The following is a 26,466-nucleotide window of genomic DNA, read 5'->3' as shown; positions in this document are numbered from 1 at the left end:
CAATCGTTACAGCAACGTGCTGCCATGAATATATACTAGAACCACTATAGTTCTAATAGTTTTACTGACATAATAACCTTTATGCGGTGATATGAATGAGGGGATTGCTGGTTGGAAGGATGCAGCCATTCCACCGGGGACACCTCCAGGTTATAAAGAGGGTGCTCGGGGAGGTTGATGAACTCATAATATGTATCGGGAGCGCCCAGCTGAGCCACAGCCTCAGGGACCCCTTCACCGCCGGTGAGAGGGTGATGATGCTGACCAAGGCACTCAGTGAGAACGGTATCCCCGCATCAAGCTACTACATCATACCTGTCCAGGACATAGAGTGCAACGCCCTCTGGGTTGCACATATAAAGATGCTGACACCCCCATTTGACAGGGTATACAGTGGGAACCCCCTTGTCCAGCGGCTCTTCAGTGAGGACGGCTATGAGGTGACTGCACCCCCCCTTTTCTACAGGGACAGGTACTCAGGGACAGAGGTGAGGCGGAGGATGCTGGATGATGGTGACTGGCGCTCACTCCTTCCAGACTCTGTGGTTGAGGTTATAGAGGAAATAAATGGTGTTGAGAGAATAAAACACCTTGCAAAAAAGGAAGTTAGTGAACTGGTGTAGGTGTCAGAAATGATGGTCATGGTGACAGATGAAAAGGAGGCCTTCAGAATGGATGACCTCCTGGAACATGTGAAGAAGAGCCCCTACCTTGATGAATGCGGAGCAGTGTTCACCTTTGAGGGTATCGTCCGTGGTGTTGATGATGAGAGGACAGAGAAACTTGTACTCACAACACCAGACATTGAAAAGGCCCAGAGGGAACTTGAGGGGATAGTTGAGGATGTGATGGAGAAGTACCCTGTGAAGGACGTGGCCGTTGTACACTACGTTGGGGAGTTCTATGTATCAGAGACCCTCTTCATGGTTGCGGTTGCAGGACCCCACCGCGGGGAAACACTTGATGCCCTCAAAGAGATAATCGAGAGGACAAAGTATGAAATAGACTTCAAAAAGGAGGAGTACACCACCAGCGGCAGGAACGTTATCATGTCAGGTGGCTAGGAGTCTTAAAATGAAATTCATAAGGGACAGCGTCCACGGTAACCTGAAACTCACCGAATTTGAGGTGAGGATTGTTGACACACCCCATGTTCAGAGGCTCAGGAGGATAAAGCAGCTGGGATTCACAAATCTGATATACCCAGGGGCAAACCATTCAAGGTTCGAACACTCCATAGGGGCCATGTACCTGGCATCGAGGCTGGCGGAGCACCTCAACCTTGGACCTGAAAAGAAGAGTATACTGAGGCTCTGCGCCCTCCTCCATGACGTGGGGCACGGTCCGTTCTCCCATGTATCAGAGGGTGTCCTTGAAAGGTCCCATGAGAGCCTCACAAGGGAACTCATAAGGGAATCTGTGCTCGGTGACATAATATCAGAGGAGTTCGACCTTGAACAGGTTATGAGGATACTTAGGGGCGAGGGTGTCCTTGGGCAGGCGATCAACGGGGAGCTTGACGTTGACAGGATGGATTATCTGCTGCGGGACTCCCACTACACAGGGGTGGCCTACGGTATAATAGACGTTGAAAGGCTTATATACAATATGAAGATGGAGAACGACCTTGTCCTTGACAGGAAGGGTGTTCAGGCCGCAGAGTCGGCTTTGCTTGCAAGGTACTTCATGTATCCCAGCGTTTACCAGCACCACACCACAAGGATCGTTAACTCCATGTTCAGGAGGTGCCTGAGGAGCCTCATATCTGAGGGGGTGCTTGATGAGTCCAGGATATACAGGTACGATGACATGGACCTCATTGTCATGTGCAGGAATCAGGAGGGCCTCGCAGGGGATATGATCAGGAGACTGGATAACCGTGACCTCCTCAAGACCGTGGACTCTGTGAAGCTCAATGAACTCGAGGACCCCCAGAGGGTATTCAGGATCACAGATGCCGAGATAAGAAGGGCTGAAAAGGAAATTGCAGAGGACATGGACCTGGACCCTGATTATGTTGTGGTTAACCTCCCCGAGTACCCTGCATTTGATGAGATGAGGACCCAGGTTTCTGTGGGGGACTCCATTGTGAACCTGAGCCATATATCAAGTCTGGTGGGGGCACTGAAGGAGGCGAGGTTCAACCATGCAGATATCTGTGTCTACGTGCCCCGTGAATCCGCCGCGGCATTCAGGGAATTCAGCCTCCACGACTACATGGACCTCCCTGAGAGAAGACCTGCACACCCCAGGCAGCTCCGCCTCACGGTACCTGATTACCTCAAATTCCGATAAATAATACCCGATCATGGCCATAACAAAATAAAACCCTTCAAGTACCTCAAATCAGATAAATTCTCATCAAAAAAGAAATGATCATCCATAAAACATTCAGAAGTGATTCAGATGATAATACTGGCAATGACAGGTGCAAGTGGCGTTATCTACGGGGATAGAATACTCAGGGCCCTGAAGGACGCCGGGGTAAATGTTGGACTCATGATAACCGATACTGCACGTGATATAATCAGATATGAACTTGAAAATGACCCTGAAACCCTGGAGGAGATGGCTGATGAGTGCTTTGATTCTGATGACTTCACATCAGCAGTTAACAGTGGATCCTCCAGTTTCAGTGCCATGGTCATAGCGCCGTGCACAATGAAGACCCTATCAGCGATAGCCAACGGATATGCAGGCAATGCACTCACAAGGGCCGCTGACGTGTGCCTCAAGGAGAGGCGTAAACTCGTCCTTGTGCCAAGGGAGACCCCGCTTAGAAGCGTGCACCTTGAGAACATGCTCAGGGTCTCAAGGGAGGGGGGTATAATACTCCCTGCCATGCCCGGATTCTACCACAGACCATCATCAATAGAGGAAATCGCCGACTTCATAGCGGGTAAGGTGCTCGACGTCCTGGGGATAGAGAATGAACTCTTCAGAAGGTGGAGCGGTGAGGACATGAAAAGGCCTTAAAGCCGGTACTTCATGTTCACAATGCACTTATTCACAGAAAAGTGAGGATATGAAAAGGTCTTGAAGTGAGTGTAACGGTGGTGTGAGTTGATACCTGACCATGAATTCATAAAGAACCCCTCTGTACCGGGCCCAACAGCCATGGAGGTTAGGTGCCTGCTTATGTGCCTTGCAGAACCCGGGAAAGGGGACATTGCGGTTGATGTGGGGTGTGGAACCGGTGGAGTGACCCTTGAACTTTCAAGGAGGGCTGGAAGGGTCTATGCAATCGATAAAAGCCCCGATGCAATTTCAACAACGGAGATGAACCTTAAAAAGCATGGGCTGGGGGATAACGTCACACTGATATGTGGTGATGCGGTGGAAGCTCTCTCTGAAATTGATGCGCTGGACATTGCTGTAATCGGGGGAAGTGGCGGTAGACTGGGGGAAATACTTGAAGTGGTTACAGATAAACTTACAGATGGTGGAAGGGTTCTTATAACCGCAATACTTCTTGAGACAAGGTGCGAGGCCGTTAAGTACCTGAAGGAGCTTGGATTCGATGTGAACATAACCGAGCTGAGCATAACAAGGGGTCGTGTACTTGAAAGGGGGACCATGATGGTTTCAAAGAACCCCATCGCAGTGGTTTACACGGAGAATTCAGATTAAGATTCTCAGGTGATGGTATGAACTCAAGGCTAAACTGGAAATTCAGGCTGGGGATTCTGCTTGTACTTGTATCATCCTCCATCTACCTTCTCCTCTACTTCATATTCCATAAACCCGAGACTGAACTATTCTATATCGGTATAGACCTTGCATTTGTGCCCCTGGAAATTCTGATCGTTGTTATAATCGTGGAGGCCGCCATATCCCGGCGTGAACTTGTTGAGAGACTCGAAAAACTCAACATGGTCGTGGGGGCGTTCTTCAGTGAGGTGGGCACCGAATTCCTTAAGAGGGTATCCACCTTCGAGTCAAATACAGATAGGATTGCATCAAAACTTAAGATAGATGCATCATGGAGTCCAGATGACTTTAAGGGAATGCTCAGTGAGATAAGGGGATGCGAATTTGATTTTGAGCTGGGGTCCCCTGAAAGTGTTGAACTCCTCAAGTACCTGAAAGTTTTCCTAACGTCCAGGAGGAAGTTTCTCCTGGGGCTTCTTGAAAACCTCAATCTACTTGAGCATGAAAGCTTCACAGACATGCTCTGGGCGGTCTTTCATCTCATGGAGGAACTTGAGGCAAGAGAGGACCTCTCATCTCTACCTCCCACAGACTATGAGCACCTGGCCGGTGACCTCCAGAGGGCCTACTCTGCCGTTGTTTCTGAGTGGCTGGGATACATGGAACACCTCAGTGAAAACTACCCCTACCTCTTCTCACTTGCCGTGAGGAAGAACCCCTTCAACAGGGATGCCAGGGTGGAAATTCTTGAGTGATGATCTCAGTACACTGGAGAATTTACCCTGGCACGGAGGCCCCATAAGAAGAATATAAGGACACCCATTCATTCATATTTTAATTTAAATTTTTAATAATGCCTTGTTTTGAAAATAAAATCGTATAACTTATATATTATGACGGAGAGATTATAAAAAAACTCCAATGGTTGGTATCCATGGAACGTTTGACCCTTGAGCAGTATAGGGAAATGGTTAATGAGATAATTGAATTCAAGAATCTGTACGGGTCTTTACCGGAATATGCCCTCGTCGATGGGAAGAAAATCCACAAAGAACACTACATCGACATGATCGAGAGGGTAAATAAGTTTGTTCTTGAGATGGGAAGGAATCCACGCACAGTTGATATCAGATCCTGAGGTCCTCCGGTCTGTTGAAGTTCCTGAAACTCCGAAGGGTTGGATCCAGACTGATAGCGTCCAGGCGGCAGGATTCAATGGAGTCAAGGAGAACCCTAACTCTCCTTTCATTTTTGGCGAGCAGACTCTCTATATGGTCCCTTATTTTTACCGAGTAGATTGAGTGTAGCGGCTCTGGTAGACCATCCCTGCAGGGTACAATGGCATCACACCTATCCCCCATCACCCTGAAGGCATCCTTCATATTCAGAAGAAATTCCCGGGTAACAAGGGGGGAGTCACAGGGGAGAAAGAGGGCCGCGGAACCTGATATTCTTCCAAGGGCTGTGAATATACCCCCCAGCGGGCCGACACCAGGCACCTCATCTGTGAGGACTCTGATACTGGAATCAAGAAGATCCCTGTAATTACCTGCCTGGCTGCTGTCACGGAAGACCACTGCCACCTCACTGAAATATTCCAGCAGCCTATCTGTTATTATCTCAATGAATGGCCTTCCATCCATCACAAGAAGGCCCTTATCTGATCCCATCCTCCTGCCCATCCCTCCACAGAGGACCACAGAGGAGTTCAGTTCACGGTTCTTCATTGGATCTGAAATTACAGAAAAAAATGATTTATTTGAGGGTGGGGTAGTTGGGGCTTTCATTGGTTATGAGGAGGTCGTGCGGGTGGCTCTCCTTGATACCGCTTGAGGTTATCCTCACAAGCTTTGCCCTTTCCTTCATCTCACCGAGATCTGCGGCGCCGCAGTATCCCATTGATGCCCTGAGACCCCCGATTAGCTGGAACAGGACCTCGCTCACCGTTCCCCTATAGGGGACAACGCCCTCAACACCTTCAGGGACGACCTTGGTGTGTTTCATGTGCCCCTTGGGCTCCTGGAAGTACCTGTCTGTCCCGGCACCTATACCACCGGTCATTGCGCCCAGGGATCCCATGCCACGGTACTGCTTGTACTTACGGCCATTCATAACAACAACGTCCCCCGGGGCCTCATAGGTACCTGCAAGTAGGTTCCCCAGCATGACACAGTCTGCCCCAACCGCCACTGCCTTTGCAATATCCCCTGAGTACCTTATACCTCCATCGGCGATCACAGGAACATCGTACTCCGCCGCGACATCGGCCACCTCGGCTATGGCGGTGAGCTGCGGCACACCCACACCTGCAATTATCCTTGTGGTGCACATTGAACCTGGACCTATACCAACCTTAAGGCCATCAACGTCCTGTGCGATGAGGTCCTCTGCCGCCTCCCTCGTTGCGATGTTACCCACTATGAGGTCCGCGTCTATCTCCCTCTTCATTTTTCCGGCGCTCTTAACAAGGTTCATGTTGTGTCCGTGGGCGCTGTCGATTGCCAGTATATCTGCCCCTGCCTCATCAAGCGCATGGGCCCTTTCAAGGTCAAATGGCCCTGTGGCTGCCGCAACCATGAGGTAACCTTCACTGTCCCTTGATGCGTTGGGGTACCTCTTCCTCTCAAGTATATCCTTCATGGTGAGTATGCCAACGATCTTCCCGTCCTTCACAACAGGGAGCCTTTCAACCTTGTTCTCGTAGGCTATGTCAAGGGCCTCTGATGGGGTTACCGATTCATCAACCGTGACGACATCCCTTGTCATCACCTGGTCAACCTTTCTGTCGGCCTCGGAGTTGAATATGGGCTCAATGTCCCTCCGGCTTATTATACCTATGAGTATTCCATCCTCAACCACCGGCAGCCCGCTGATCTCCTCCTGGTCCATTATCTCATGGGCCTCCCTGAGGGTGGAGTCCGGTGAGATTGTTATAACATCCCTTATGGTGAGATCACCGGATCTCTTGACCTTCTTGACCTGCTCCACCTGGTCCCTGATGCTCATGTTCCGGTGGATAACACCCATTCCGCCCTCCTGGGCCATTGCGATGGCCATTTCATATTCTGTAACGGTGTCCATCGCGGAGCTTATTATGGGTATTTTGAGGCTGATGTTCCTTGATACCCTTCCAGATGTCTCCACATCCTTCGGTTCCACATATGATGCCTGGGGAAGAAGGAGAAAATCATCAAATGTGTAACCGGTTTCTGCTTCCTTCAATTTTTTCACGTACATTACTAACCACCTGAGAGGCCACCAGGGTTATTTTAAAAGCTTTCTATCAGTTCCTTGAGTTCTCTCACAGCTGTCCTGTGGATTCTGCCAGTGTTGCGGTCTCCGCCAACACATGCGGCACCCCTTATGCCGACCACATCACATCCAATATCATGCAGTGGTTTGAGGTGCTCCCTTCCAACGGACCCTGCAAGGGCAGATTTCAGTCCATGGTCCCTGGTTTCTGAGACAAAGGATTCCAGCCGTTTCATGTCCATGAAATCAAAGAGTGACTTACCATCCTTCACAGCGGTGTCAAGCATTGCAAGGTCAGCCCCTGAATCTGCGGCAACACGGGGTATCTCCATTGGGTCAACCGCACCCACACGGTGGGCGTCGGCGTAGCCAGCCGCGACGACGATTGCGTCGGATTCATCCTTAACTGCCCTCACAACGTTCTTCATGACATCAACCGCCTCTTCGTAGTTCCTTGTCCCGTAGAGGCCGACCTTTATGTAGTCTGCCCCTGATACAAGGGCCCCCATTGCTGCCAGCGCCACGGTTCCTGGCTTGTAGGGTACATCGCCGAGGGTGGCGCTCACAAGCATCTCATCAGGTGTCATCTCCCTGACCCTGCGGATAACCCATGGGAAGTTGGCCCCAAGAGATCCCTCACTGGGGTTCTTAACGTCAACTATGTCTGCACCGCCTTCTATGGCCTCAAGTGCCTCCTCTGTGTTAACTGGACTTATCAATAGAAGCAAACCAATAACCTCCTGGTAAAAATTATGGAATGATATCCCAAGAAACATTACATGATAATTTTTTTAATTTATCTAGAACAGCACCCTTTTTATACCTTTCTTTTCAGAGTGGTGAACCCCTTCTTTTTATCCTCTCAGCCACCCTCAGATGTGAGTTGTGGTAGAGGCCCGCGGTATTGCACTCACCCCTTAGCCTCTCCATGAGTGAAGCTGTTGGCGTCCCCACCGGGCACTTCTCTGTGCAGAGGCCACAGAGGGTGCAGAGGTAGAGTCCTGACTCAACTGCAGTTTTTCTATCGGCAAGGAAGGAGCTCATAACAACGCCCCGACCCCCCAGGTAACCCCTGTACCCGAACCTGTTACCGACGGCACTGTAAACTGGGCAGCTCACTATGCAGCTCCCGCAGCCTATGCAGAGGAGAGCCTCAGGGTAAGCTGAGGATCTGCCATTATCAACTGCAACTGCAATGACCCTCGATGCCCCGTACATGCCCCTGAGGAGCATCTTCTCTATATCTGCGGTCTTTGATGGACCTGAGATCACATTGATGTAGGAGGGAACCCCTGTACCCGTTGCATAGGCGGTTTCGAGTTTCACAACTGACACCGCATCCTCTATTTCAGGTACAAACTTATCTATGCCGAATACCAGTATGTGGGTGTCCATGAGGGATAGCCTTCCCACATTACCCTCATTGTGGACTATCACAGCCGCTCCATCATGTGCTGCCACGGAATTTGCCCCTGTCACCCCCGTGGTGCAGGATTCGATTTTACCTAGAATATCCTCCCGGACCACCGCCATTATCTCATATGGATCATCCGGAATATCAACCCCCAGCCTATCCCTTACTATTTCAGCTATTTCAGGAACTCCCAGGTGAAGTGCAGGTCCAACGGGATGTGCTGGTTTCTTAATTCCGGCAAGCTGAAGTATCCGATCCCCCAGATCTGTCTCAATAACCTCCACGCCTTTTCTTCGGAGATAATCAGGAAGTCCTATCTCAGAGAGGGTGTTGGATTTGGACTTTGCAACAGGACCCCCATCAAGTGACTCATGAATTATCCCGCAGGCCTCATCTGAATCCTCTGCAAGGTGAAATTCAACACCGTTCTCCCTGAATCGTCTCTGTGCCTCTGACAGGAGCTCCTCCATTTTTTCAACTGCCAGCTCACGTATCCCCGCCACCCTATCTCTCAGTTCATCAAGTTCAGGAGTCTCCAGGAGATCAAGGCGCCTCTCGTCAAGTTTGCTGAATGATATCCTCATCTGACGGATCTCATCATCATTCAACCTTTATCCTCCCTGACAACTTCAAAGATCCCCATCCAACGAACCTCATCATCATTCAACCTTTATCCTCCCTGATAATTTCAGATAGAAGCTCTGTTATGTCCATTACCATCATGGAGGTGGATTCAAGGTTCAGGCGGCAGAATGGGCAGGATGTGCAGAGTATATCTGCCCCTGTCCTCTCAGCCTCATCTATGCGTGATGATGCAACCCTAACTGATATGTCCCTGTGGGCTGATCTCAAGCCGCCCCCTGCCCCGCAGCACCTTGAGTCCCTTCCATGGTGTTCCATTTCCCTGAAGTCTGTAAACACCTTTAAAATCTCCCTGGTGGCGTCCTTCTCGTCTGTGTGCCTTGACAGGTGACACGGGTCATGGTATGTCACCCTCAGCACGGTTTTATCAAATTCGATGTTCCCTGAATTTACAAGGTCAAGGATGACCTGTGAGATGTGCTTCACCCCTATGCTGTATCCCCTCCTCCTGTAGTCCTCATTGAGTGTCCGGTAGCATCCAGCGCATGAGACGATAACTTCCCTTCCCTGGAGCATTTTCCCTGTCCTGTTAATCTGCCTTTCAGCTTCCTTCAGAAATCCCGTTCTAAGTAGTACCGAGCCACAGCACGTTTCATCATCCATAACCCTGTACTCAATTCCTGCTACCTGGAGGATTTTCTCTGTGGACTCCTCTATTGCTGTGAGCCTTTCCCTTGCAAGACATCCCCTGAAGTAGATAACCATGATATAGGTTATGCAAGAGGCTCTATTAATATGTTGGAGTTTTCAGAAAATGAAAGGTCCTCTGATTTAGAAGGAGATGTTACCATCTCAGAGAAAAGATCAAATGTTACCCTGTAACCTCCCTCAGGATTTCCTCAAGTTTTTTCCCGATTGCATCTGCACCGTAATCCCTGAAAACATCTGCTGCCTCCATTGTGAGTCTTCCGTGGAGTTCTGTGTCAGATAAAAGTGTTCTGAGTTTATCAGTCAGGTCCCTCCAGTTGCAGGGTTCAAAGAAGAGTCCCCCCATCTCCCTGCTTGCCTCCATTACAGGGGGTATCCGTGAAGCCACAAAGGGTGTCCCGCAGCCCATTGCCTCCACAACAACTATACCGAAACCCTCAACCACGCTTGGAAGGCAGAAGACCCAGGACTCCGCTATAACCCGCAGAACATCCTCATGTTTCTCCACGAACCCCAGAAACTCAACCCTATTATCCACTCCCAGTTCAGCTGCAAGGTCCCGGAGCTCCCCCTCCAGTGGACCCGTACCTATTATCCTGCACTTCAGATCAGGGAATTCGTCTGCGAGAACTGAAGCCGCCCTTATGAGGTCCCCCACTCTCTTGTATTCAACGAGCCTTGAAACGCATGCAATGGATGGGCTGGTGGTTTTCTCAACCAGGGGCGGCCTGAAGTCAACCATGTTGTGGACAACCGAGACCCTCTGCCAGGGGTACCTATCAAGTATCTTGCTGGCGGTGTACTCTGACACCGCTATTATCCTGTCAAACCTCCTTGATAGGGTGTATCTTTCAAGTATCTCGCCGAGTATTCCTGAAAAACCAATGTTTTTGAGCCATTCGCCAATCCAGACATCATGGTAACGTGCCAGGGCCTTTGCATTCGTTTTACCCGCTATCATCCAGGCCACAGGATGTGTTATGAAGTTGTACCCTATAACAGCGTCAGGTTCAAGTTTCATGCCCTCCCTGTAGGCCGACAGCATGAATGAGAGCCTCTCCCCTATGGAGCCTGCCTGAACATAGGACCTCATGGGACCGCAGCATATGACATCCATGTTTCCGCTGGTGTATCCATCGGGATTTTCAGGTGTCCTTGAGGTTAGAACCGTCACATCATGCTTCTCTGATAATTTAAGGGCCTCGTTGAATGCACAGGCCTCTGCACCGCCGCGGATGTCGAGTTTCTCACCTGCTGGAAAGTACTCTGTTACAATACATATTCTCATATCAATCACTGAAGTGTGGAGGTGTATCTACTCATCATCCCGTCTGAGTGCAATCTCATGTACAAGCTCCGTTATCTCCTGCTGTAGCCTGTCCACCATGAGGTATATCCTGAAGAGAAGGTAGTAGGCCCCAAGTATACCTATTATGAGGAGAAAATCAAGTCCCCTCCCTATTCCAAGGATGTTTGCGATTTCAGTCGAAAAGGAGGGTCTCAGTGAGAAGAATATGACGGAAACCCAGAGTATCAGCCACAGTATGAGGCCGCCAGGGGATGTCCTTGAATCCCTGAACCTCAGAATAGAGATGAGTATCCCTGCAATCCCAGTTAAAATTCCCAGAACCTGGTATATCATGAATTCGCCACCTTTTTAAGTATTCATGGTAAAAAAACCCTAAATCTTCCGGAATATATTGAGCAGGAGCCTCAGGAGTATCCTTATACCCACCGATGTGCTTGTCCCCTTGGCAATTGTTTCAGGCGTGTATATGGTCCTTATGGTAACCTCACGCATTCTGAGGCCATTCCTGCGGATCTCCCCGATGATCTCTGATGAAACACCATAGCCCCTGCTTTTTATATCAATAAGTGATGCTGCCCTGGATGTGAATGCCCGGAGACCTGACTGGGAATCCGAAACCCTGCACCCATAGAAAAGGAGGGTAAGAAGGTTCATTATGGTGTTTCCAAGGTTTCTTGAGAGGGGCATATCCTCGAAATCTCTCCTTCCAATAACCACATCTGCAGAACCCTCCAGGAGGGGTTTTAAGACCCTTTCAATGTCGTCGGGGTCATGCTGCCCATCGGCATCGAAGGTCACCACGTAGTCTGCCCCCTCCTTCAGGGCAGCCCTGAGGCCCGTCCTGAGGGCCGCCCCGAGGCCCCTGTTTATGACGTGGGTATAGACAGATATCCTGTCATTCCTGGAGGACATCCTTTTGAGTATCTCTGGAGTTGAATCCCTTGAGCCGTCGTCAACCACCAGAACCCTGTAACCCCTTTCAAGGAGGGCTGTCAGGACATCCTCTATGGTCTTCTCCTCATTATAGGCCGGTACAACCACAGTGAAATTCCCTGGTACCATCGGCATTCACTCATATATCGATTAACCATGAATCTTCATGGGATTATGTGGCATGGTACAGTCGAACAGCGAATACTCATACCTCAATTAACCATGAATCTTCATTGCAAGGGACGCTACCTTTCTTCCAAGGTTTCTGGATGTCTCGATACCCGTTGCATCCTCTGCAGAGTCCCCCTTTGCGCCGCCGACACCTGTACCCCCATAGTGGGCTGTTGGTGCCGCATCACCCACAACAACAGCCTCGTGTATCAGGAAGAAGTTGTGTATATCGCCGCATGCTGTCTCCTGGCCGCCGTTCCTTGACCCTCCAACGGTTATGGCCCCGCCAACCTTATCTGATAATCTGAAATTGCTCCTGAGGGGCCTTGTCCTGTCCATGAACATCTTGGTCTGGGCCGTTACAGAGCCAAAGTACACCGGACTCCCGATTATTATCCCATCAGCCTCTGCTGCAAGCTCAATCACCTCATTGAGGTCATCGTCAATCTCACATTCCCCTTTACTCTTACATGAGTCACAGGCCCTGCAGGGGTTTATATCCCTGCCTGCGAGCCTCACAAGCTCGGTTTCAGCTCCTTCACTTGCAGCGGCCTCAAGGGCCTCCCTGAGCAGGATCTCAGTGTTACCATTTTTTCTTGGACTTCCACAGATTCCAATAACCTTAACCATCAGATTCACCTCCTATCCTATTTAGAGGGGCCCCACATCAGGTTTGCCCTCACGCATACCCATCCCTGCATCACGTGTCAGCCTCTCTGGCCTGAAGAGCATCATGATGAGGTTCCGGGCATGTTCCCTTGCCCTGTTATCTGCAAGGACCTTTAGATCCTCGGGGTCATCCTCCTCGTCCTCATGGACAAATACCTCAAGTATATGGGTGTTTGTCATGAGCTGGACCTGTATGAGGCCAGTGGATGCCTCATGGGCACATACCTTATCCTTCTCCTCTGGACCGGGCATCCCGAGGGCCATGACCATCTCACAGCCCTCCTCCTCGATCAGTTTCTTGCAGGCCACCGGAAGGTCCTTTATCCCAGGGACGGTTCTCCTTATGATCTTTATACCTGTGGCATGCTTTTTAAGTTCATCGATGGCTGCGCCACCCATGTCATACCTTGCAAAGGTTGTGTCACAGATCCCGACCTTTATCATGATATCACCCTATTTCAGCTGTTCACGGAGTTTTCTCCTGGCCTCCCCTATGGTGAGGGGGTATGGTCCCCTGAACGGGAGGTCATCCTCCTTCTGAAGTATCTCCACCAGATGCGCTATCCTTGGAAGACGGAGGTTGGCGCCCCTTATGGTATCTATATCTGAGAAAACATCTCCAGGTGTTCCCTCACTTATTATCTCTCCCCCGCTTATTATGTATATCCGGTCAGAGTAGAGGGGTGCCAGGTCAACATCATGGGTGGATATGATTATGGTCATGCCCTCCTCATTCAGCTCATGGAGGAGTCTGAGTATCTGCGATGCCCCGCGGGGGTCAAGGCCAGAGGTTGGCTCATCAAGTATCATTATGTCAGGTTTCATGGCGAGTATACCTGCTATTGCAACCCTCTTCTTCTCACCCCCGCTCAGGTGGTGGGGGGGTCTGTCCTCATAGCCGGACATTCCCACCTTCCGGAGGGAGTCATTAACCCTCTCCTCAACCTCGTCCTCATCAAGTCCCATATTGAGGGGTCCAAATGCAACGTCCTCGTCAACCCTTGGTGCGAACAGCTGGTCATCAGGATTCTGGAATACAATTCCAACCTTCTGCCTGACTTCTATGAGACCTGATTTGCTGTAGTCGATTTCTTTCCCATCTACCAGTACCTTCCCGCTGGTTGGCTGCAGTATGCCGTTGAAGTGAAGGAAGAGTGTGGACTTTCCTGCGCCGTTGGGGCCGAGAAGGGCCACGACCTCACCCTTTTTTGCATGGAAATCTATACCCTTCAGCGCCTCGGTGCCATCCGGGTAGGTGTACCTGATATTTACTGCCTCAATAATCTTCATGTTCACACCACTGGAAACTGACCATATGATGAATAGTGTTCATTTAATATTTAACTGTGCCCGGTGGTATCCTCACAGAATCAGTAGAAGATGACACCCTTTGATGTGAAAAGAAGCCCCATTAAAAGTAAACCATCAAATAATGCTATCATAACCGCTTCACGGGCTCCAATGGGCTGCCTTCTGATGGATGGCATTGTCCCCTGATAGCACCTCGCCTCCATGGAACGGTACACCGTCTCACCCCTAAGCCAGGACCTTATAAAGAGGTTGCCTGCAAGGAGCCCCAGGGACCTGTAGGAATTTTTAACACCACTGTAGCCTAGCCTTGAATCCTGGGCATTGTACATCACTGACGCCTCCTCAAGGAAAACAAATATGGACCTGTACATGAGGAGGGCTATCTCAGTGAAGGCCGCTGGAAGACCCAGCCTTCCAAGTTCATGGAAGACCTCATTGAGGGGTGTGGTGAGTGCAAGAAAGGCGAGACATGAAAACCCGCCAAGTATCCTCGAGAAGACTAGAATACCCGTCTGCAGGCCGTCACTGTAGATCCTTAGGCCCATGAATGTTACAAGCGGGTTCACACCAAAGAATAATGCCATGAGCACAAGTGTCAGGACACCGAATCCCACAGGGATGGCGGCGAACCGCAGGTAGTATGAGGCAGGTATATCTGCTGCAAAGAGAATCAGGAGTGTCATTAAAAATGCTATGATGAGGGGTATAACAGGGTTTGGTGATAGGACTGAAATGAGCATTGTGATAATGGCCAGGGCCATCTTAAAGCCTGGGCTCGCGTTTCTGAGGCCATTGGTATGTGCATAGTGGTCAACAGATATGTTCATCGTCCTTCACCATGAAAAAATTTTTATTCAGGGGATTCTCCCCTCCCCCTGTAGTAGCCAAAGACGTATCCTATTATGAGGGCACCTATGGCGGCCTGGAGCGCGAATAGGAGACTCTTTATCTCACCGCTTGGTGGCTCCCATATGGGCTGGAACCAGGGTTTATACCCTGTCTCAGATATTGCCTCACCGGCACTGTCATCTGCCCCTCCAAAGTATCCCTGATCCTCTCCAAGTCCACTGTAGATCACAAGGGGTGTGATGGCAATCACCGCAACTGCAATGAGCATTATGATGTGTCTTTTATCCATTTTAACCCTCCGCAGCAGGTTTTCCTATAACCTGAAGTTTCTCCATTATATCAGGCTTGAGCTTGAGGATGTTCTCAAATATCACCACAGTGAGAAGGCCCTCGGCAACCGCCAGTGGAACCTGGGTGTAGGCGAATATCACCATGAACTTCACAAGGGCCTCCATGAACCCTGGTTTAGGGAATGCAACTGCAAGCTGGACTGATGTTGTCACATAGGTCATAAGGTCGCCCAGAAATGCTGCAAGGAAGACCGCGGCAGATGATGGTATGGCTGACCTTGTGATCCTGTAGATTCCCCAGGCACAGACCGGGCCAATGATACCCATGGAGAACACGTTTGCACCCAGGGTTGTTATGCCCCCATGGGCAAGGAGCAGCGCCTGGAATATGAGAACAATGAGTGCCATGACAGATGTGACTGCAGGGCCGAAGAGCACGGCCCCGAGTCCATTACCTGTGGGGTGTGAACAGCTACCAGTTACAGATGGAAGTTTAAGGGATGATAGAACAAACATGAACGCACCGCTAACTGCAAGAAGCGGTTTTGCCTCGGGTCTCTCATCTGAAATCCTTATTATCCTGATTAAACCATAAACTATGACCGGTGCCGATAGTAGATACCAGAAGAGACACCACTCGGGTGGCAGGAATCCTTCCATGATATGCAATTTATCACCTTCTTGAATCTTTCTAAAGTAAACTTTAAGATATGAGTATATAATATTTTCTATAATTTCTGATTTAAATTAAAGTTTTCTTGAGAGGTGTCTTTGCCCAGATAAATAGACAACCCCTCTTATTCCACATACCCACACACCATCAAACACATAATCCCAGAAAAATAGATAACATAACTCCAATAGAGTGGTTAACATGAAAATCAAAAACAGACTCATCCTTGCAATGGACCTCATGGACCCCGGTGAAGCCCTCCGGGTCACAGGAGAGGTCGCCGAATACATTGACACGGTAAAGATAGGTTACCCCCTGGTACTCTCTGCAGGTATTGAGGTTATCGGGGACTTCAGGGAGAACTTTGGGTGCAGGGTTATAGCCGATTTCAAGGTGGCGGATATACCTGAAACCAATGAGAAGATATGCAGGGCCACCTTCAGGGCAGGGGCCGATGCTGTGATAGTACATGGATTCACAGGTGCAGATAGTGTAACTGCATGCCTGGATGTTGCAGATGAAATGAAAAGAGAAATCTTCCTGCTGACAGAGATGTCACATCCAGGTGCAGAGATGTTCATACAGAAATCTGCAGATAGAATAGCAGAGATGGGAGTTGAACTGGGTGTTAAAAACTATGTGGGCCCCTCCACAAGGATAGAGAGGCTTTCAAGAATCAGGGAGATCATTGGCCCCGAAGCATTCCTCATATCCCCCGGTGTGGGTGCCCAGGGTGGAGACCCCTCTGAAACACTGAAATTTGCAGATGCTGTGATCGTTGGAAGGTCAATCTACCTTGCAGAGGACCCCGCTGCTGCTGCAGGTGAGATTCTGGATTCAATAAGAAGTAGATGATTCATTTAACTCTTAATGTCCATGAAAACAGCCAGTAAAACTATTTTATCCACTATAACAGTTTACATAAAATACAATCAGGGCCGAAGCGAACCCTAAATCCTGATTCTTCCTGCAACTTCATAGGCGACCTCAAAGAGTATGAAAAAGAGGACCGTTGCAGGACCAAAACCGGTATCTGAAACTCCAAGCAGTGAAATAACAGCAAGGAGGACTATTACAATCTTGAGGGAGAACCTGTAATCAAAGAAAAACCTGAAAAAACGGCCCTTTTCGTATACCCGTGGGTTGTCATTGCCATATTCATCAATGTAGGCTCCCGCTGTGCATGCAACAAGAGCAGGGATACTCAGTGAGGGCACTCCGCCAAAAAAAAGGACCAGAAGGAATACCACTGCAGCAAGCACGTGGCTGGGGCAGTCTATCTTACATGATAGAAGGGTGCCTGCAAATATCCCAAGGAATATACACGCAGCAGCCGTATCAGCAGTGGAGAGAACACCAGATGAAAGCCCGCAGAGGGCACCGGCCACCATGCCTGTGAGGGGCCTTCCCCACTCATCCTCGGCGTCATCCGCAACCTTCATCAGGAAACCTGAAACAGGAAAAAGAAGTTCGATCATGAAAGGACCTCAAACCTCCATCAATCCCCATCAGAGAGTGCAGCTGAAAGTATAAGTGGAAACAGGGCCGTTGCATCCCCAACCACCGTTACAAGATTCGAACCAGCCTGTGCCTTGGCCCAAGACTTGGCCTCCTCAAGGGGGGCGCCGCTGAGGCTTCCGGTTTCACTTCGATCCATGGTTATCTGGATCGCAGCATCCACACCACCCCTTAGGAGTGTGGATGCCAGTGTATAATGCTTTGGAAGTCCCCCTCCAAGTATAACAGCCCCTATCCTCTCATAGCTGAATACAAGGTCAGAGAGGCTGTGCATATCCCTCACAGCATCTAGGCATACCCTGTTGTCCTGTGTGTACATCCAGAGCTGGAGGCCAAGCATGCTGTCGATGATCCCCGGGGCATAAATGGGAACACCCCTCAGGTGGGCCGTTCTTATGATGGACATCTCATCCTTCAGATGTGCCCCTATCTCGTCAATGAGCTCCTGAATTGAAATATGGGGTTTTGATTTGAATATGGATGAAAATATGTCCTGCATCCTGGCTTCAAAGACCTCAAAGTCCTCTGACCTTGTGTATATGTCACCTATACGGCCTATCCCCTCCTCATGAAGCCTTTCATCATCGAATCCATATTCCCTGTAATGGGCCCCTCCAAAGGCCTCAAGGAGGTCATGTGTAAGGTTAGCCCCGCTTGTTATGAGTGCTGATATAACCTTCTGATCTATGAGATCCCTTATGATCCCCCTCATCCCGCCAGGCACCAGTGGTCCTGCAACACTCATGAATAATGCCATTTCACTGTCATCAATCATCTCACGGAGCAGTCCTGCTGCCCTGTGGACCCTGCCTGCTCCAAGGACCCCTGAACGCCCCATCTCCCTTATAAGGTCCCCTGCCTTCATGTCGGGTTTTATATTCATATGATTCACATTCAAAAGTAACACTTCCCATTATAGTGATAAATACAGTTAACTTGCATGAGCACCAGAGAACTACAGAATTGTTGCACATTAATTATATATTCAGATCTCTATTAAATATTCAGATCTCCAGTATGATCTGATTTTGTGGTATCTTTACTTAAAAATCAGGTGCCTGGTCTCAATCGAGACCCGCTATGCTGTCAAGGATATCTGTACGGGTTATTATACCTGCCAGTTTACCCTCGCTGTCTGTAACGATCAGTCTCCCTATATTGTGTTTGTTCATGATTTCTATTGCATCAGAGATCATCGTTTCAGGTTTAACCGTTATTATATTCTTTGACATTATCTCTGAAACAGGCAGGTTCTCGGTACCCTCTGCTATGGATGCTGTTATGTCACTGAGGGTCACTATGCCCTTCACCTCATCGTCCTCCACTATCGGGGCCCCCTCGATTCCCAGTGATGATAGTTTAACCGCGGCATCCTTCACACTGATATCAGGGGTGAGTGTCACAAGTTCATGGGTTGCAACCTCCTCAACCGTCCTCTTGGGTATGCTCCTTATGGCGGTGGTGTCCAGGAGGATTATGTTGTCCATATCATCCCTTCCCACTACAACCCCGTCAACAATGAGTTTGTTAACCGGTGTTGGGCCTATGCGGACCCTATCGCCCAGATCAAGTTTTTTTATGCTGCCAACCAGTTTTATTGCGGCCTCACACTCCCCGGGGTCAGGGATGCTTGTGAACTCTATCTTTGCAACCGAAAGGTCATCGATTCTCTCACCGCCCCTGTAGATGGGGACGGCTGTTTCCCTTCCGGTTGATGATATGTTCAGCTGATGGTAGGCCTTTATGGTTGGCTTGTATCCCCCGCGAGGTCCGGGAACACCCTTCACGAGTCCCAGGCTTCGGAGGGACTGCATCTGGTTTCTTATTGTGCCCGGATTGCGGTTCATTATGGCTGCTATCTCTTCACCCTTAATGGATTTGCCGTTTGAATTCCTGTAGAGGTTGATGAGTGTCTGGAGTATTTCCTTCTGAACAGAGGTAAGCATCTTAACACCTGATGATCTATTATGAATAATAATTATAATTATTTTTAATTAATATGTTTTTTTATATTGTGTCAATTATAAATCCTAAAAGCTGATCATCTGCTGATTTTCCTATCCCTCTTAAAGTATATGCAGTGTGTGGGGCTACCCGGTCCCAGGGGGTGCCTGCAGTAAAGCTTAATCTCTCCAGGATCCTCAAGGACAACCTCGCATCTGTAGACACATTCCGGACATTCTCCTGTGGTCGAAATTATTCTGAAACCTTCCGATGACTTCATATTTAACACTGCAAAAAATGATAAATCTCTTATTGGGGTTCCAACTTAAATATATTGGGGTGTTGTTAATGGGGATCAGTGTTTCAAGGGAATCCCTTGTATCAGCTGTATATGACGATCTTAAGGGTAAGGGGCTTGTAAGTCCTGAAGATAGGGACTTGTGCATACAGGACATAAATTACCATCTGGACTACCTGGAGGAGGCAATAAGAAATTCAAGTCCGGAACTCTTTGAGGACTACGTTCTCTGGGCCGATGTGCTTTTGAGGAACCTTGGGCTCCCTGAAGAGTGCCTCAGGGGTTCGCTTAAAAGTATGGAAAAGGTTATGCTGGAAGTTCTGGACGATGAAACCGCTTCCCTTGCTTCCAGTTACATCTCAGGTTCCCTCAGGAAGCTTGAAATGGAACATAAACCTCCAAGCTACATGAGGGATCAGCCCCTGAGGGACCTTGCAGAGAAGTACCTTGAACTTGTTCTGAATACAGAGGCAAAAAAGGCCAGGGACCTCATAATCTCGTCCCTGAAGTCCGGTGTGAATGTTGAGGACATATACCTCCATGTTTTTGAGCCGGTGCAGCATGAAATCGGCAGGTTATGGCAGACCAACCAGATATCGGTTGCCCATGAACACTATGCAACGTCAGTTACGCAGATGATAATGTCAGAACTCTACCCGTACATCTACCAGGCATCAGAGCGGAAAAACCTCAGGCTTGTTGCTGCATGCGTTAACAATGAGCTTCATGAGATAGGAATAAGGATGGTCAGTGACTTCTTTGAAATCAATGGCTGGGATTCTGTTTACCTGGGGGCCAGCACTCCACCGGAGGATTTCAGGAAAATCGTGGATGAACTGAAGCCTGACCTCGTTGCTGTATCAGCCACCATGACCTTCAACGTTGGACACGTGAGAAGTCTCATAAAACTGCTTGGGGAGCTGGATGATTCTCCCCCTGTAATGGTGGGTGGCTACCCATTCAATGTGGACACTGAACTCTGGAGGAAGGTCAGAGCCGATCTGCACGCCGCCAGTGCCTCCAGCGCCGTGAGGGTGGCTGAAGAATTCCTGAAAACAGAATAGAAGATTCTGTTTAGACTTTAAGCTATTGAAGGTTATAGAATGAATAATAATGGACCTGAGGGTGTTTTCCTTATCCTGAGGAAGGATGGATCCATTGAGAAGATAATAGACCATGGCTCCGACATACCCCTCAACATGGAATCCTTCGTTGATCTCATGGACATAGGTAGCCAGGCAAAGGCCTCCCTTTTCATCCAGGAAATCAATGATAAAGGGGCCGCCTATAACTGGGAACTGAATTTAAAGAACCTTAAGACCTACCACTTTTCAGGTTTCATGGCTGATGAAAGGATCTACGCTGTTGGTGCGGCCAGAAAGGAGGATATGATAAAAATCTACCGCCTTGTTGATACTGAGCTGCCTGAAACACCAGAAATGGGTCCATCTGCCGGTGGGGATGTGAGAGAAGAACTATTTGATGAACTCACAAGGCTAAACAACCAGCTCTCTGCAGCCAGAAGAGAACTTCTAAAGAAGAACCTGGAACTGGAAAAAGCCCTCAAGGAGAAGGAGATGCTTCTACGGGAGATAAACCACAGGGTCAAGAACAACCTCATGATAATCTCAAGCATCCTCAATATCCAGTCAAGGTATGTGAAGGATAGGGATGATCTCATGCTCTTCAGGGAGGCCCAGTCAAAGGCCAGAGCAATGGCCATGCTTCATGAGCGGCTTTACACTTCAGGTAAACACAGGAGGGTGGACTTCGGTGAATACCTGAGGGGACTTGTGAGGGACCTCTACCAGACATTCCTATCGGATCCGGGCCGCATAGCCCTTGAGACAGATATAGATGAGGCTGAACTCGATATAAACACGGTTGTCCCCCTGGCACTCATTGTAAATGAGCTCTTCACAAATGCGATCAAACATGCGTTCCCTGAGGGAAAGAAAGGCAAAATAAGGGTTTCATTTAAAAAAGGGGATGGCAGTTACATTCTTGCGGTTGAAGATGATGGGGTGGGTCTTCCAGAGAACTTTGACCTCCAGAGCACATCCAGTATGGGTATGCAGCTTGTAAGAAGCCTTACTGACCAGTTAAATGGTAACCTCAAAGTTGAATCAGAGGGTGGGACCCGTTTCTCAATTGAGTTCAGGGACTGGAAGTAGCCCCGCAAACATTGCAATCGATATCCAGTTTATATATTTAGAGCCCCAATCATAAACAGGGATTTTTATGGTGGGAAGTGTTTATATACTGGCGGTGAGGGCATTCATTGAGGATGATAACGGAAGGGTTCTCATAATCAAAAGATCTGAAAATTCAAAGACCAACCCATCCACCTGGGAGCTTCCCGGTGGAAAGGTGGGTACCGGCGAGTCCCTTGATGAGGCCCTCAAGAGGGAGGTCAGGGAGGAAACCGGCCTTGAAATAACCCCCGGTGATGTTATGGGGGTTGTTGAACAGAAGTTCCCGATAATAAACGCTGTTCATATCATAATCAGGTGCAAAGCCTCGGGTAATGTGAAGCTGAGCCACGAACATGAGGGCTTTGCATGGGTTGAACCGGCTGGTCTTTCGAAATACAGACTTGCAGACTGGCTCGCCGACTTTGTGAAGGACATAAAGGTAGAAAGAAAAAGTGAAAGGTCAGGTTTCAGGGATATTCTTGGATTCATAAGAAGGAACTGAATCTGAAGGCTTCTTAAACATCCACCGATTGAAATCTCCTAAGGCAATGAATCTGAAGGTCTCTTAAACATCCACCGATTGAAATCTCCTAATCAATGGAAACCCTCTTGACCTCTATGCTGCACTTTCCTCCTTCACAGTACTCAAATACATATCCACATTTACTGCACTTTATGGCCCCGACTATCTCCTGGTCCTCAGGTATGCCTGCCTCTTTCAGTTTTTCCTTATTCTGGGGGTATTTAACCGTTGAGACGTCCTTATCCACTTCACCGCACTCAGGGCATGGCTTTTTTAAATCTTCAACCCTCATGTTATCACTCGTTCGTATTCTATAGAACTATTATGAACCTTCCAACATATAAAGGTCACCATCCATATAGGTTTTAGGGTGAGGAAAATGGAAGTCCTCGAAGCAATTAAAACAAGACGAAGCATAAGGAAATACACCAAGAGAGACGTGCCAGATGAAATACTCCATAAGATACTGGAGGCGGCCATGTGCGGACCATCAGCGGTTGACCAGAGACCCTGGCACTTCATAGTGGTGAAAAACAGGGATATGCTTGAGAAGATACCAGAGGTGCATCCCTACGGTGCCATGGTAAAGGATGCCCCCCTTGCAATCATAGTATGCTGTGACACCAGCCTTGAAAAATTCCCGGGATTCTGGGTGCAGGACTGCTCCATTGCGTCACAGAATATACTGCTTGCAGCCCACTCCCTTGGTCTTGGTGCGGTCTGGACAGGTGTATACCCCCTTGAAGACCGTGTTGAGGGTATAAGGAGGCTGTTCCAGATTCCAGACCATGTTACACCATTCTCAGTGATACCCATAGGTTACCCTGCAGAGGACCCCGGGACAAGGGACCTTTTTGACCCTGAAAGGATACATACTGAGAAATGGTAAGAAAATCACTTTAATTTGACTGGAAATTAAAATTTGACTGGAAATTAAAGATTTGCAAAAGTTAAGATCATCAGATGATTACAGGTGAAACTATGAAGATAGTTCTGGGATTACCCAAGGGTAGTTTAAACAATGTTAACCGTGGAAACACCTACAGGCTCTTCAAGGACGCCGGTTATGAGGTTAAGGGCTACGAGCCCGGGCGTGAAGAAAACGAAATAGAGATCACCAACGATCCTGAAATAAAGGCTTACCTCACAAGGCCCCAGAGTGCCCCGGTGGAGCTCAACCGTGAAATGCTTGATATTGCAATAATCGGCGAGGACTGGGTGCGTGAGGAATCCATAAACAGTGGCGATGAGTCCATAAAAAAGATAGGGGATCTTGATTACGGTCAGACAAGGCTTATAGTGGCACTTCCCAGAGAGGAACCCTACACCTCACTGGAGGACTTCTTCCTGAAAAATGCTGATAGGAACACTCCCATACTCTGCTTCACAGAGTATCCCAACCTCACAAGGGACTTTTTCATGAATAATCCTGGCTACAGGGAACTCTTCGGTGACTCAAGACCAGTGGTGCAGATAAGGGGCCTCAGGGATGGTGACAATGAGATGGTCCAGATAATAAACTCTGATGGTGCAACCGAGGTTTACATCGCCAAGGGCGCAGACCTCATAGTGGACAACACCCAGACAGGAAGCAGTCTTAGAAAGGCGGGCCTCAAGATAATTGATACCATAATGGAATCAAGCGCCGGGCTCTATGCTGGACCATCATGCACCGGTGAAAAACTTGAAAAGGCTGAGATGATATTCAAACAGCTCTACGGCGCCACCAAGGCCAGGAACTACTTTGATGTTAAGTTCAACATAGCAAACCACAGGGCAGAGGATGTGGTTGAGTTCCTCATGAAGATGGAGTACTGCTCAGATGAGCCGACCGTCGTTCCAGGCGGGGAATTTTCACAGATCAACGTCCTCATAGATAAAAGGAGATTCCCTGAAATGCTTGAAGAGATAAAGGGCTTCGGAGCGTCTGCAATAGTACGAGAAAACGTGAAACAGTACATAAGATAGGCTTCAGAGCATCAGCAGTACGGGAAAACATAAAACAGTACATGATATGGGTTATCTGATTTTCTTTTTCAGATATACAAATAAAAAGGTTTGAGAAGTTTACTCTGAAACCTTCTCCTTTTTCAGGATGCTGTTAAGTGATCTCAGCAGAGCAAGATCATTCTCGGAATCTATACTTGCAGTCTTATTTTTGCCTCCGCAGTATGGACAGGTATCTTTTCCATCAATCCACTGCTCGCCACAGATCAAACACTTCTGTTTTATCTCAGGAACCAAATTATCACCATAAAGGATTATAAGAAAAAATTCGGGGAATATGTAGAACCTCATCTTATATAAATCTTCCTGAAAAATTACTTAAAGGACCACGAAGAGAGGTTATAAAGGTGATAGTTTGCAATTAAAGGGAATTATACTGTTCATGACAGCCCTTGTCCTTTTTTCAGTGAATATCAGTGATGCTGCGGCAGTTAATATATTCCTCACCTCAGACTGCATAACAGGCAACAGCTCCTCTGACATTGAAAACCTCAACCTCATCAAGAGCTGTATTGAAAACGAAAGTGAACACAATGTTACAGTGGACCCCAAAGCCCCGAAACCTGGTGAGGGTGGCCGTGCAATAAGCTGCACTCCTCAGGGGGGAGTAGCGATTTACCTTGCAGCCTCCTGCCCTGGGGCAATGAGAGAAGTCGCTAAACTTGCAGCAACCACATCCAAGGGTGTGATATTTGTAAACACCGGGAAACTCAACCTCAAAAATACCTACATGCTGAGGAGGGCATGGGACGATAACTTCTCCACCAGGTACTTTGCAGGTATCAGGTACCCCTACAGGTTCCTCACCTCCGCAGGTGTAAGAATCATACAGCCGAACATTGACTGTCCAGGTGCCTCCTGGGAGGAGAAGTGCCGGTTCATAGCATCGGAAATCATGAGAATCCTGAATGAAACCCCCGGGATAACTCAGAAGAAGGGGAGATTCTACAACAGCAAACTCATAGCCTACCACAGCATTGACCCTGCAGTTATGGCCCGTGTGGCTAATGGAATACACACTGACCTGAAAAACGGCAGAAAACTCAAAAGGACCTACAATGGTTACAGACCAGAGACATTCCTTCTCATGGTAACAGACTACATGAACGGACCCATAAGATACCTGAAGGTAAGGGGACCCTCAAATCCTGGTGTTAAGAGCACATTCCATGGTTACCTCTCAAGGACCGAATACCGGAAACTTGCAGCCGATGTCAACAATTACATGAGAAGGTATCTGAGGGCACCGAATTATATACGGTTTAAAAATGGAATAATAGGTTACAGGGACCTCCTCAGAATGTACTCAGGGATTACAAGGACCCACACATCCAGTAAAAAAATGCAGCTACCATCATCCGTGAAAATCTAATTTTTTAGTGGCTCCTCATAAGGTGAAGGTAACACCACACTTCAATTTTTTTCTTAAACCTTTCCAACCGGCGCCATGTAAATGGTGAATTCATCCACACCATCAACCCCCAGCACCTCATCAAGGTACTCCTGGTCATAGGCTGCGACCGCACATGTACCCGCACCTATGGCCTCACAGGCAAGGTAGAGGTTCTGGCAGACATGTCCTGCGTCAATGAGGATCACCCTGTGGGCTGCAAGACCATACCTCCACTCCATCCTGTATGGTATCGTGGTCCAGATGAATGTCACAGCGGATTCTCCTGTGAAGCGCTGGTGGAAGGATGCCTCCACTATCCTCTGGGAGAGGTTATCGTCAAGGTACTCAACCAGCAACCGGTGCACCGATGGTATGTACCTGTAGAGGCCCTCCTCGAGGCCCTCCACATTGAATACCGCAAGGTAAGTTTCAAAGGTGTGCCTGCAGCCGGCTGATGGGACTGTGCGAAAGGCGCTGTGACCCGCAACCATCCTTATACCCTGGGTGGCCCAGAGAAGAAAAGAAAGTTCCTCAAGTTTAAGGGGCCTTTCAGCGTAACTCCTGCGGCTCTCACGGTTTCTTATGCAGCTTACAATATTCGCATCCACCATTTCAGCCCAGTCAAGTACCGGGAGGTCAACCATTTCAGCATCATCTGGCCATGGCTTCTCGAATGGTGGTGCAGCCACACCCATGCTCTGGGGTGTTTTTGAAAAATCTATCCTCTTCCTTATACTGTCCTTCAGGAAGTAACGGTTCCTTTCAATCTCATTCAT

At 48.6% G+C, this 26,466-nt stretch carries 35 protein-coding genes; 14 read left to right on the top strand and 21 right to left on the bottom strand.

Annotated features, from left to right (window positions below):
* Window positions 1–95 precede the first annotated feature (95 nt).
* The 7 genes from MTCT_RS00580 (at window position 96) to MTCT_RS00550 (ending at window position 4,789) form a co-directional block, all read left to right on the top strand.
* A complete protein-coding gene (locus tag MTCT_RS00580; RefSeq protein ID WP_013295419.1) occupies window positions 96–623 on the top strand; it encodes a nicotinamide-nucleotide adenylyltransferase in 528 nt (175 codons plus the stop codon).
* Between the two features lie 9 nt (window positions 624–632).
* Window positions 633–1,064 (top strand): molybdenum cofactor biosynthesis protein MoaE, encoded by a 432-nt coding sequence (locus MTCT_RS00575; RefSeq protein WP_048176468.1) that lies wholly within the window; start codon window positions 633–635, stop codon window positions 1,062–1,064.
* Between the two features lie 10 nt (window positions 1,065–1,074).
* On the top strand, window positions 1,075–2,295 hold the full coding sequence (locus tag MTCT_RS00570) for an HD domain-containing protein (RefSeq protein ID WP_048174961.1): 1,221 nt from the start codon (window positions 1,075–1,077) through the stop codon (window positions 2,293–2,295).
* 111 nt (window positions 2,296–2,406) lie between these two features.
* Window positions 2,407–2,976, top strand: coding sequence for a UbiX family flavin prenyltransferase (locus MTCT_RS00565; RefSeq protein WP_048174958.1), 570 nt, complete (start codon window positions 2,407–2,409; stop codon window positions 2,974–2,976).
* 87 nt (window positions 2,977–3,063) lie between these two features.
* Window positions 3,064–3,630 carry a precorrin-6Y C5,15-methyltransferase (decarboxylating) subunit CbiT gene (gene cbiT / locus MTCT_RS00560; RefSeq protein WP_048174955.1) on the top strand — a complete coding sequence of 189 codons (567 nt, stop codon included), beginning with the start codon at window positions 3,064–3,066 and terminating at the stop codon, window positions 3,628–3,630.
* 17 nt (window positions 3,631–3,647) lie between these two features.
* A complete protein-coding gene (locus tag MTCT_RS00555) occupies window positions 3,648–4,406 on the top strand; it encodes a hypothetical protein (RefSeq protein ID WP_048174953.1) in 759 nt (252 codons plus the stop codon).
* A 179-nt stretch (window positions 4,407–4,585) separates the two neighbouring features.
* Entirely contained in the window at window positions 4,586–4,789 is a 204-nt protein-coding gene (locus tag MTCT_RS00550; RefSeq protein WP_013295413.1) for a pseudomurein-binding repeat-containing protein, read from the top strand.
* Here the strand turns inward: MTCT_RS00550 and MTCT_RS00545 are convergent.
* From MTCT_RS00545 to cbiM, 14 genes are all read right to left on the bottom strand, one after another.
* The gene (locus MTCT_RS00545) at window positions 4,779–5,378 is read right to left on the bottom strand and encodes a molybdenum cofactor guanylyltransferase (protein ID WP_048174952.1); all 600 of its coding nucleotides are present in this window, start codon (window positions 5,376–5,378) and stop codon (window positions 4,779–4,781) included. The two genes, MTCT_RS00550 and MTCT_RS00545, sit on opposite strands and share 11 nt — an antisense overlap.
* Window positions 5,379–5,406: 28 nt before the next feature.
* The gene (gene guaB, locus MTCT_RS00540) at window positions 5,407–6,888 is read right to left on the bottom strand and encodes an IMP dehydrogenase (RefSeq protein ID WP_048174949.1); all 1,482 of its coding nucleotides are present in this window, start codon (window positions 6,886–6,888) and stop codon (window positions 5,407–5,409) included.
* A gap of 32 nt (window positions 6,889–6,920) precedes the next feature.
* On the bottom strand, window positions 6,921–7,631 hold the full coding sequence (locus MTCT_RS00535; protein ID WP_048174947.1) for a (5-formylfuran-3-yl)methyl phosphate synthase: 711 nt from the start codon (window positions 7,629–7,631) through the stop codon (window positions 6,921–6,923).
* Window positions 7,632–7,734: 103 nt separating this feature from the next.
* Window positions 7,735–8,925, bottom strand: a complete 1,191-nt coding sequence (locus MTCT_RS00530; protein WP_048174945.1) for an LUD domain-containing protein — start codon at window positions 8,923–8,925, stop codon at window positions 7,735–7,737.
* Window positions 8,926–8,980: 55 nt separating this feature from the next.
* Window positions 8,981–9,664 carry a (Fe-S)-binding protein gene (locus MTCT_RS00525; RefSeq protein WP_048174943.1) on the bottom strand — a complete coding sequence of 228 codons (684 nt, stop codon included), beginning with the start codon at window positions 9,662–9,664 and terminating at the stop codon, window positions 8,981–8,983.
* A gap of 106 nt (window positions 9,665–9,770) precedes the next feature.
* Window positions 9,771–10,895, bottom strand: coding sequence for a glycosyltransferase family 4 protein (locus tag MTCT_RS00520; RefSeq protein ID WP_048174940.1), 1,125 nt, complete (start codon window positions 10,893–10,895; stop codon window positions 9,771–9,773).
* 27 nt (window positions 10,896–10,922) lie between these two features.
* Window positions 10,923–11,249, bottom strand: a complete 327-nt coding sequence (locus MTCT_RS00515) for a DUF2304 domain-containing protein (RefSeq protein ID WP_048174938.1) — start codon at window positions 11,247–11,249, stop codon at window positions 10,923–10,925.
* A gap of 39 nt (window positions 11,250–11,288) precedes the next feature.
* Window positions 11,289–11,984, bottom strand: coding sequence for a glycosyltransferase family 2 protein (locus tag MTCT_RS00510; RefSeq protein WP_048174936.1), 696 nt, complete (start codon window positions 11,982–11,984; stop codon window positions 11,289–11,291).
* Window positions 11,985–12,065: 81 nt separating this feature from the next.
* Complete coding sequence (locus tag MTCT_RS00505) at window positions 12,066–12,650, bottom strand: flavodoxin family protein (RefSeq protein ID WP_048174933.1); 585 nt, start codon at window positions 12,648–12,650, stop codon at window positions 12,066–12,068.
* Window positions 12,651–12,671: 21 nt separating this feature from the next.
* The gene (gene ribC, locus MTCT_RS00500; RefSeq protein WP_048176466.1) at window positions 12,672–13,130 is read right to left on the bottom strand and encodes a riboflavin synthase; all 459 of its coding nucleotides are present in this window, start codon (window positions 13,128–13,130) and stop codon (window positions 12,672–12,674) included.
* A 12-nt stretch (window positions 13,131–13,142) separates the two neighbouring features.
* Window positions 13,143–13,979, bottom strand: a complete 837-nt coding sequence (locus tag MTCT_RS00495; protein ID WP_048174931.1) for an ATP-binding cassette domain-containing protein — start codon at window positions 13,977–13,979, stop codon at window positions 13,143–13,145.
* A gap of 80 nt (window positions 13,980–14,059) precedes the next feature.
* Entirely contained in the window at window positions 14,060–14,827 is a 768-nt protein-coding gene (gene cbiQ / locus MTCT_RS00490) for a cobalt ECF transporter T component CbiQ (protein ID WP_048174929.1), read from the bottom strand.
* A 23-nt stretch (window positions 14,828–14,850) separates the two neighbouring features.
* A complete protein-coding gene (locus MTCT_RS00485) occupies window positions 14,851–15,138 on the bottom strand; it encodes an energy-coupling factor ABC transporter substrate-binding protein (RefSeq protein WP_048174926.1) in 288 nt (95 codons plus the stop codon).
* 1 nt (window position 15,139) lies between these two features.
* Window positions 15,140–15,808 (bottom strand): cobalt ECF transporter S component CbiM, encoded by a 669-nt coding sequence (gene cbiM / locus MTCT_RS00480; protein ID WP_048174923.1) that lies wholly within the window; start codon window positions 15,806–15,808, stop codon window positions 15,140–15,142.
* Window positions 15,809–16,013: 205 nt separating this feature from the next.
* On the opposite strand from cbiM, the gene pyrF reads away from it, so the two are divergent.
* The gene (gene pyrF / locus MTCT_RS00475) at window positions 16,014–16,667 is read left to right on the top strand and encodes an orotidine-5'-phosphate decarboxylase (RefSeq protein ID WP_048174921.1); all 654 of its coding nucleotides are present in this window, start codon (window positions 16,014–16,016) and stop codon (window positions 16,665–16,667) included.
* Between the two features lie 95 nt (window positions 16,668–16,762).
* Here pyrF and MTCT_RS00470 read toward each other — a convergent pair whose 3' ends face one another.
* The 4 genes from MTCT_RS00470 to MTCT_RS00455 all read right to left on the bottom strand — a co-directional run bounded on the left by MTCT_RS00470 (window position 16,763) and on the right by MTCT_RS00455 (window position 19,554).
* Entirely contained in the window at window positions 16,763–17,290 is a 528-nt protein-coding gene (locus tag MTCT_RS00470) for a hypothetical protein (RefSeq protein WP_048174918.1), read from the bottom strand.
* A 20-nt stretch (window positions 17,291–17,310) separates the two neighbouring features.
* Window positions 17,311–18,228, bottom strand: coding sequence for a deoxyhypusine synthase (locus MTCT_RS00465; protein ID WP_048174916.1), 918 nt, complete (start codon window positions 18,226–18,228; stop codon window positions 17,311–17,313).
* Window positions 18,229–18,394: 166 nt separating this feature from the next.
* The gene (locus MTCT_RS00460) at window positions 18,395–19,276 is read right to left on the bottom strand and encodes a CBS domain-containing protein (RefSeq protein ID WP_048174913.1); all 882 of its coding nucleotides are present in this window, start codon (window positions 19,274–19,276) and stop codon (window positions 18,395–18,397) included.
* Window positions 19,277–19,371: 95 nt separating this feature from the next.
* Complete coding sequence (locus MTCT_RS00455; protein ID WP_048174910.1) at window positions 19,372–19,554, bottom strand: hypothetical protein; 183 nt, start codon at window positions 19,552–19,554, stop codon at window positions 19,372–19,374.
* A gap of 68 nt (window positions 19,555–19,622) precedes the next feature.
* On the opposite strand from MTCT_RS00455, the gene MTCT_RS00450 reads away from it, so the two are divergent.
* From MTCT_RS00450 to MTCT_RS00440, 3 genes are all read left to right on the top strand, one after another.
* Window positions 19,623–20,636 carry a B12-binding domain-containing protein gene (locus tag MTCT_RS00450; protein WP_048174908.1) on the top strand — a complete coding sequence of 338 codons (1,014 nt, stop codon included), beginning with the start codon at window positions 19,623–19,625 and terminating at the stop codon, window positions 20,634–20,636.
* Between the two features lie 39 nt (window positions 20,637–20,675).
* A complete protein-coding gene (locus MTCT_RS00445) occupies window positions 20,676–21,746 on the top strand; it encodes a sensor histidine kinase (protein WP_048174906.1) in 1,071 nt (356 codons plus the stop codon).
* A gap of 67 nt (window positions 21,747–21,813) precedes the next feature.
* The gene (locus MTCT_RS00440) at window positions 21,814–22,269 is read left to right on the top strand and encodes an NUDIX domain-containing protein (protein ID WP_048174904.1); all 456 of its coding nucleotides are present in this window, start codon (window positions 21,814–21,816) and stop codon (window positions 22,267–22,269) included.
* An 88-nt stretch (window positions 22,270–22,357) separates the two neighbouring features.
* Here MTCT_RS00440 and MTCT_RS00435 read toward each other — a convergent pair whose 3' ends face one another.
* Window positions 22,358–22,582, bottom strand: a complete 225-nt coding sequence (locus tag MTCT_RS00435; RefSeq protein ID WP_048174901.1) for a TIGR04165 family Cys-rich peptide — start codon at window positions 22,580–22,582, stop codon at window positions 22,358–22,360.
* 87 nt (window positions 22,583–22,669) lie between these two features.
* On the opposite strand from MTCT_RS00435, the gene MTCT_RS00430 reads away from it, so the two are divergent.
* Both MTCT_RS00430 and MTCT_RS00425 read left to right on the top strand, forming a co-directional pair.
* Window positions 22,670–23,179 carry a nitroreductase family protein gene (locus MTCT_RS00430; RefSeq protein ID WP_048174898.1) on the top strand — a complete coding sequence of 170 codons (510 nt, stop codon included), beginning with the start codon at window positions 22,670–22,672 and terminating at the stop codon, window positions 23,177–23,179.
* A 92-nt stretch (window positions 23,180–23,271) separates the two neighbouring features.
* Window positions 23,272–24,258, top strand: a complete 987-nt coding sequence (locus tag MTCT_RS00425) for an ATP phosphoribosyltransferase (RefSeq protein WP_013295387.1) — start codon at window positions 23,272–23,274, stop codon at window positions 24,256–24,258.
* A 99-nt stretch (window positions 24,259–24,357) separates the two neighbouring features.
* Here MTCT_RS00425 and MTCT_RS00420 read toward each other — a convergent pair whose 3' ends face one another.
* Complete coding sequence (locus MTCT_RS00420; RefSeq protein ID WP_048174896.1) at window positions 24,358–24,588, bottom strand: hypothetical protein; 231 nt, start codon at window positions 24,586–24,588, stop codon at window positions 24,358–24,360.
* A 64-nt stretch (window positions 24,589–24,652) separates the two neighbouring features.
* On the opposite strand from MTCT_RS00420, the gene MTCT_RS00415 reads away from it, so the two are divergent.
* Window positions 24,653–25,669 carry a pseudomurein-binding repeat-containing protein gene (locus MTCT_RS00415; RefSeq protein ID WP_013295385.1) on the top strand — a complete coding sequence of 339 codons (1,017 nt, stop codon included), beginning with the start codon at window positions 24,653–24,655 and terminating at the stop codon, window positions 25,667–25,669.
* Window positions 25,670–25,722: 53 nt separating this feature from the next.
* Here MTCT_RS00415 and MTCT_RS00410 read toward each other — a convergent pair whose 3' ends face one another.
* Window positions 25,723–26,466 (bottom strand): SagB/ThcOx family dehydrogenase, encoded by a 744-nt coding sequence (locus MTCT_RS00410; protein WP_048176465.1) that lies wholly within the window; start codon window positions 26,464–26,466, stop codon window positions 25,723–25,725.

The sequence above is a fragment of the Methanothermobacter sp. CaT2 genome, assembly GCF_000828575.1.
Classification (GTDB): Archaea; Methanobacteriota; Methanobacteria; order Methanobacteriales; family Methanothermobacteraceae; genus Methanothermobacter.
The sequence above is the reverse complement of the archived record's forward strand: the minus strand, read 5'-3'. Positions and strand labels throughout refer to the sequence as shown.

Coding starts and splice junctions, on each gene's coding strand:
- MTCT_RS00580 (WP_013295419.1), top strand. CDS start 96: ATGAGGGGATTGCTGGTTGGAAGGATGCAGCCATTCCACCGGGGACAC.
- pyrF (WP_048174921.1), top strand. CDS start 16,014: ATGAAAATCAAAAACAGACTCATCCTTGCAATGGACCTCATGGACCCC.
- MTCT_RS00470 (WP_048174918.1), bottom strand. CDS start 17,290: ATGATCGAACTTCTTTTTCCTGTTTCAGGTTTCCTGATGAAGGTTGCG.
- MTCT_RS00575 (WP_048176468.1), top strand. CDS start 633: ATGATGGTCATGGTGACAGATGAAAAGGAGGCCTTCAGAATGGATGAC.
- MTCT_RS00525 (WP_048174943.1), bottom strand. CDS start 9,664: ATGGTTATCTACTTCAGGGGATGTCTTGCAAGGGAAAGGCTCACAGCA.
- MTCT_RS00460 (WP_048174913.1), bottom strand. CDS start 19,276: ATGCTTACCTCTGTTCAGAAGGAAATACTCCAGACACTCATCAACCTC.
- MTCT_RS00410 (WP_048176465.1), bottom strand. CDS start 26,466: ATGAATGAGATTGAAAGGAACCGTTACTTCCTGAAGGACAGTATAAGG.
- MTCT_RS00510 (WP_048174936.1), bottom strand. CDS start 11,984: ATGCCGATGGTACCAGGGAATTTCACTGTGGTTGTACCGGCCTATAAT.
- MTCT_RS00545 (WP_048174952.1), bottom strand. CDS start 5,378: ATGAAGAACCGTGAACTGAACTCCTCTGTGGTCCTCTGTGGAGGGATG.
- MTCT_RS00455 (WP_048174910.1), bottom strand. CDS start 19,554: ATGAAGTCATCGGAAGGTTTCAGAATAATTTCGACCACAGGAGAATGT.
- MTCT_RS00430 (WP_048174898.1), top strand. CDS start 22,670: ATGGAAGTCCTCGAAGCAATTAAAACAAGACGAAGCATAAGGAAATAC.
- MTCT_RS00565 (WP_048174958.1), top strand. CDS start 2,407: ATGATAATACTGGCAATGACAGGTGCAAGTGGCGTTATCTACGGGGAT.
- MTCT_RS00520 (WP_048174940.1), bottom strand. CDS start 10,895: ATGAGAATATGTATTGTAACAGAGTACTTTCCAGCAGGTGAGAAACTC.
- MTCT_RS00515 (WP_048174938.1), bottom strand. CDS start 11,249: ATGATATACCAGGTTCTGGGAATTTTAACTGGGATTGCAGGGATACTC.
- MTCT_RS00425 (WP_013295387.1), top strand. CDS start 23,272: ATGAAGATAGTTCTGGGATTACCCAAGGGTAGTTTAAACAATGTTAAC.
- MTCT_RS00485 (WP_048174926.1), bottom strand. CDS start 15,138: ATGGATAAAAGACACATCATAATGCTCATTGCAGTTGCGGTGATTGCC.
- MTCT_RS00550 (WP_013295413.1), top strand. CDS start 4,586: ATGGAACGTTTGACCCTTGAGCAGTATAGGGAAATGGTTAATGAGATA.
- MTCT_RS00445 (WP_048174906.1), top strand. CDS start 20,676: ATGAATAATAATGGACCTGAGGGTGTTTTCCTTATCCTGAGGAAGGAT.
- cbiQ (WP_048174929.1), bottom strand. CDS start 14,827: ATGAACATATCTGTTGACCACTATGCACATACCAATGGCCTCAGAAAC.
- MTCT_RS00495 (WP_048174931.1), bottom strand. CDS start 13,979: ATGAAGATTATTGAGGCAGTAAATATCAGGTACACCTACCCGGATGGC.
- MTCT_RS00505 (WP_048174933.1), bottom strand. CDS start 12,650: ATGGTTAAGGTTATTGGAATCTGTGGAAGTCCAAGAAAAAATGGTAAC.
- MTCT_RS00435 (WP_048174901.1), bottom strand. CDS start 22,582: ATGAGGGTTGAAGATTTAAAAAAGCCATGCCCTGAGTGCGGTGAAGTG.
- guaB (WP_048174949.1), bottom strand. CDS start 6,888: ATGTACGTGAAAAAATTGAAGGAAGCAGAAACCGGTTACACATTTGAT.
- MTCT_RS00420 (WP_048174896.1), bottom strand. CDS start 24,588: ATGAGGTTCTACATATTCCCCGAATTTTTTCTTATAATCCTTTATGGT.
- MTCT_RS00450 (WP_048174908.1), top strand. CDS start 19,623: ATGGGGATCAGTGTTTCAAGGGAATCCCTTGTATCAGCTGTATATGAC.
- MTCT_RS00570 (WP_048174961.1), top strand. CDS start 1,075: ATGAAATTCATAAGGGACAGCGTCCACGGTAACCTGAAACTCACCGAA.
- MTCT_RS00555 (WP_048174953.1), top strand. CDS start 3,648: ATGAACTCAAGGCTAAACTGGAAATTCAGGCTGGGGATTCTGCTTGTA.
- MTCT_RS00440 (WP_048174904.1), top strand. CDS start 21,814: ATGGTGGGAAGTGTTTATATACTGGCGGTGAGGGCATTCATTGAGGAT.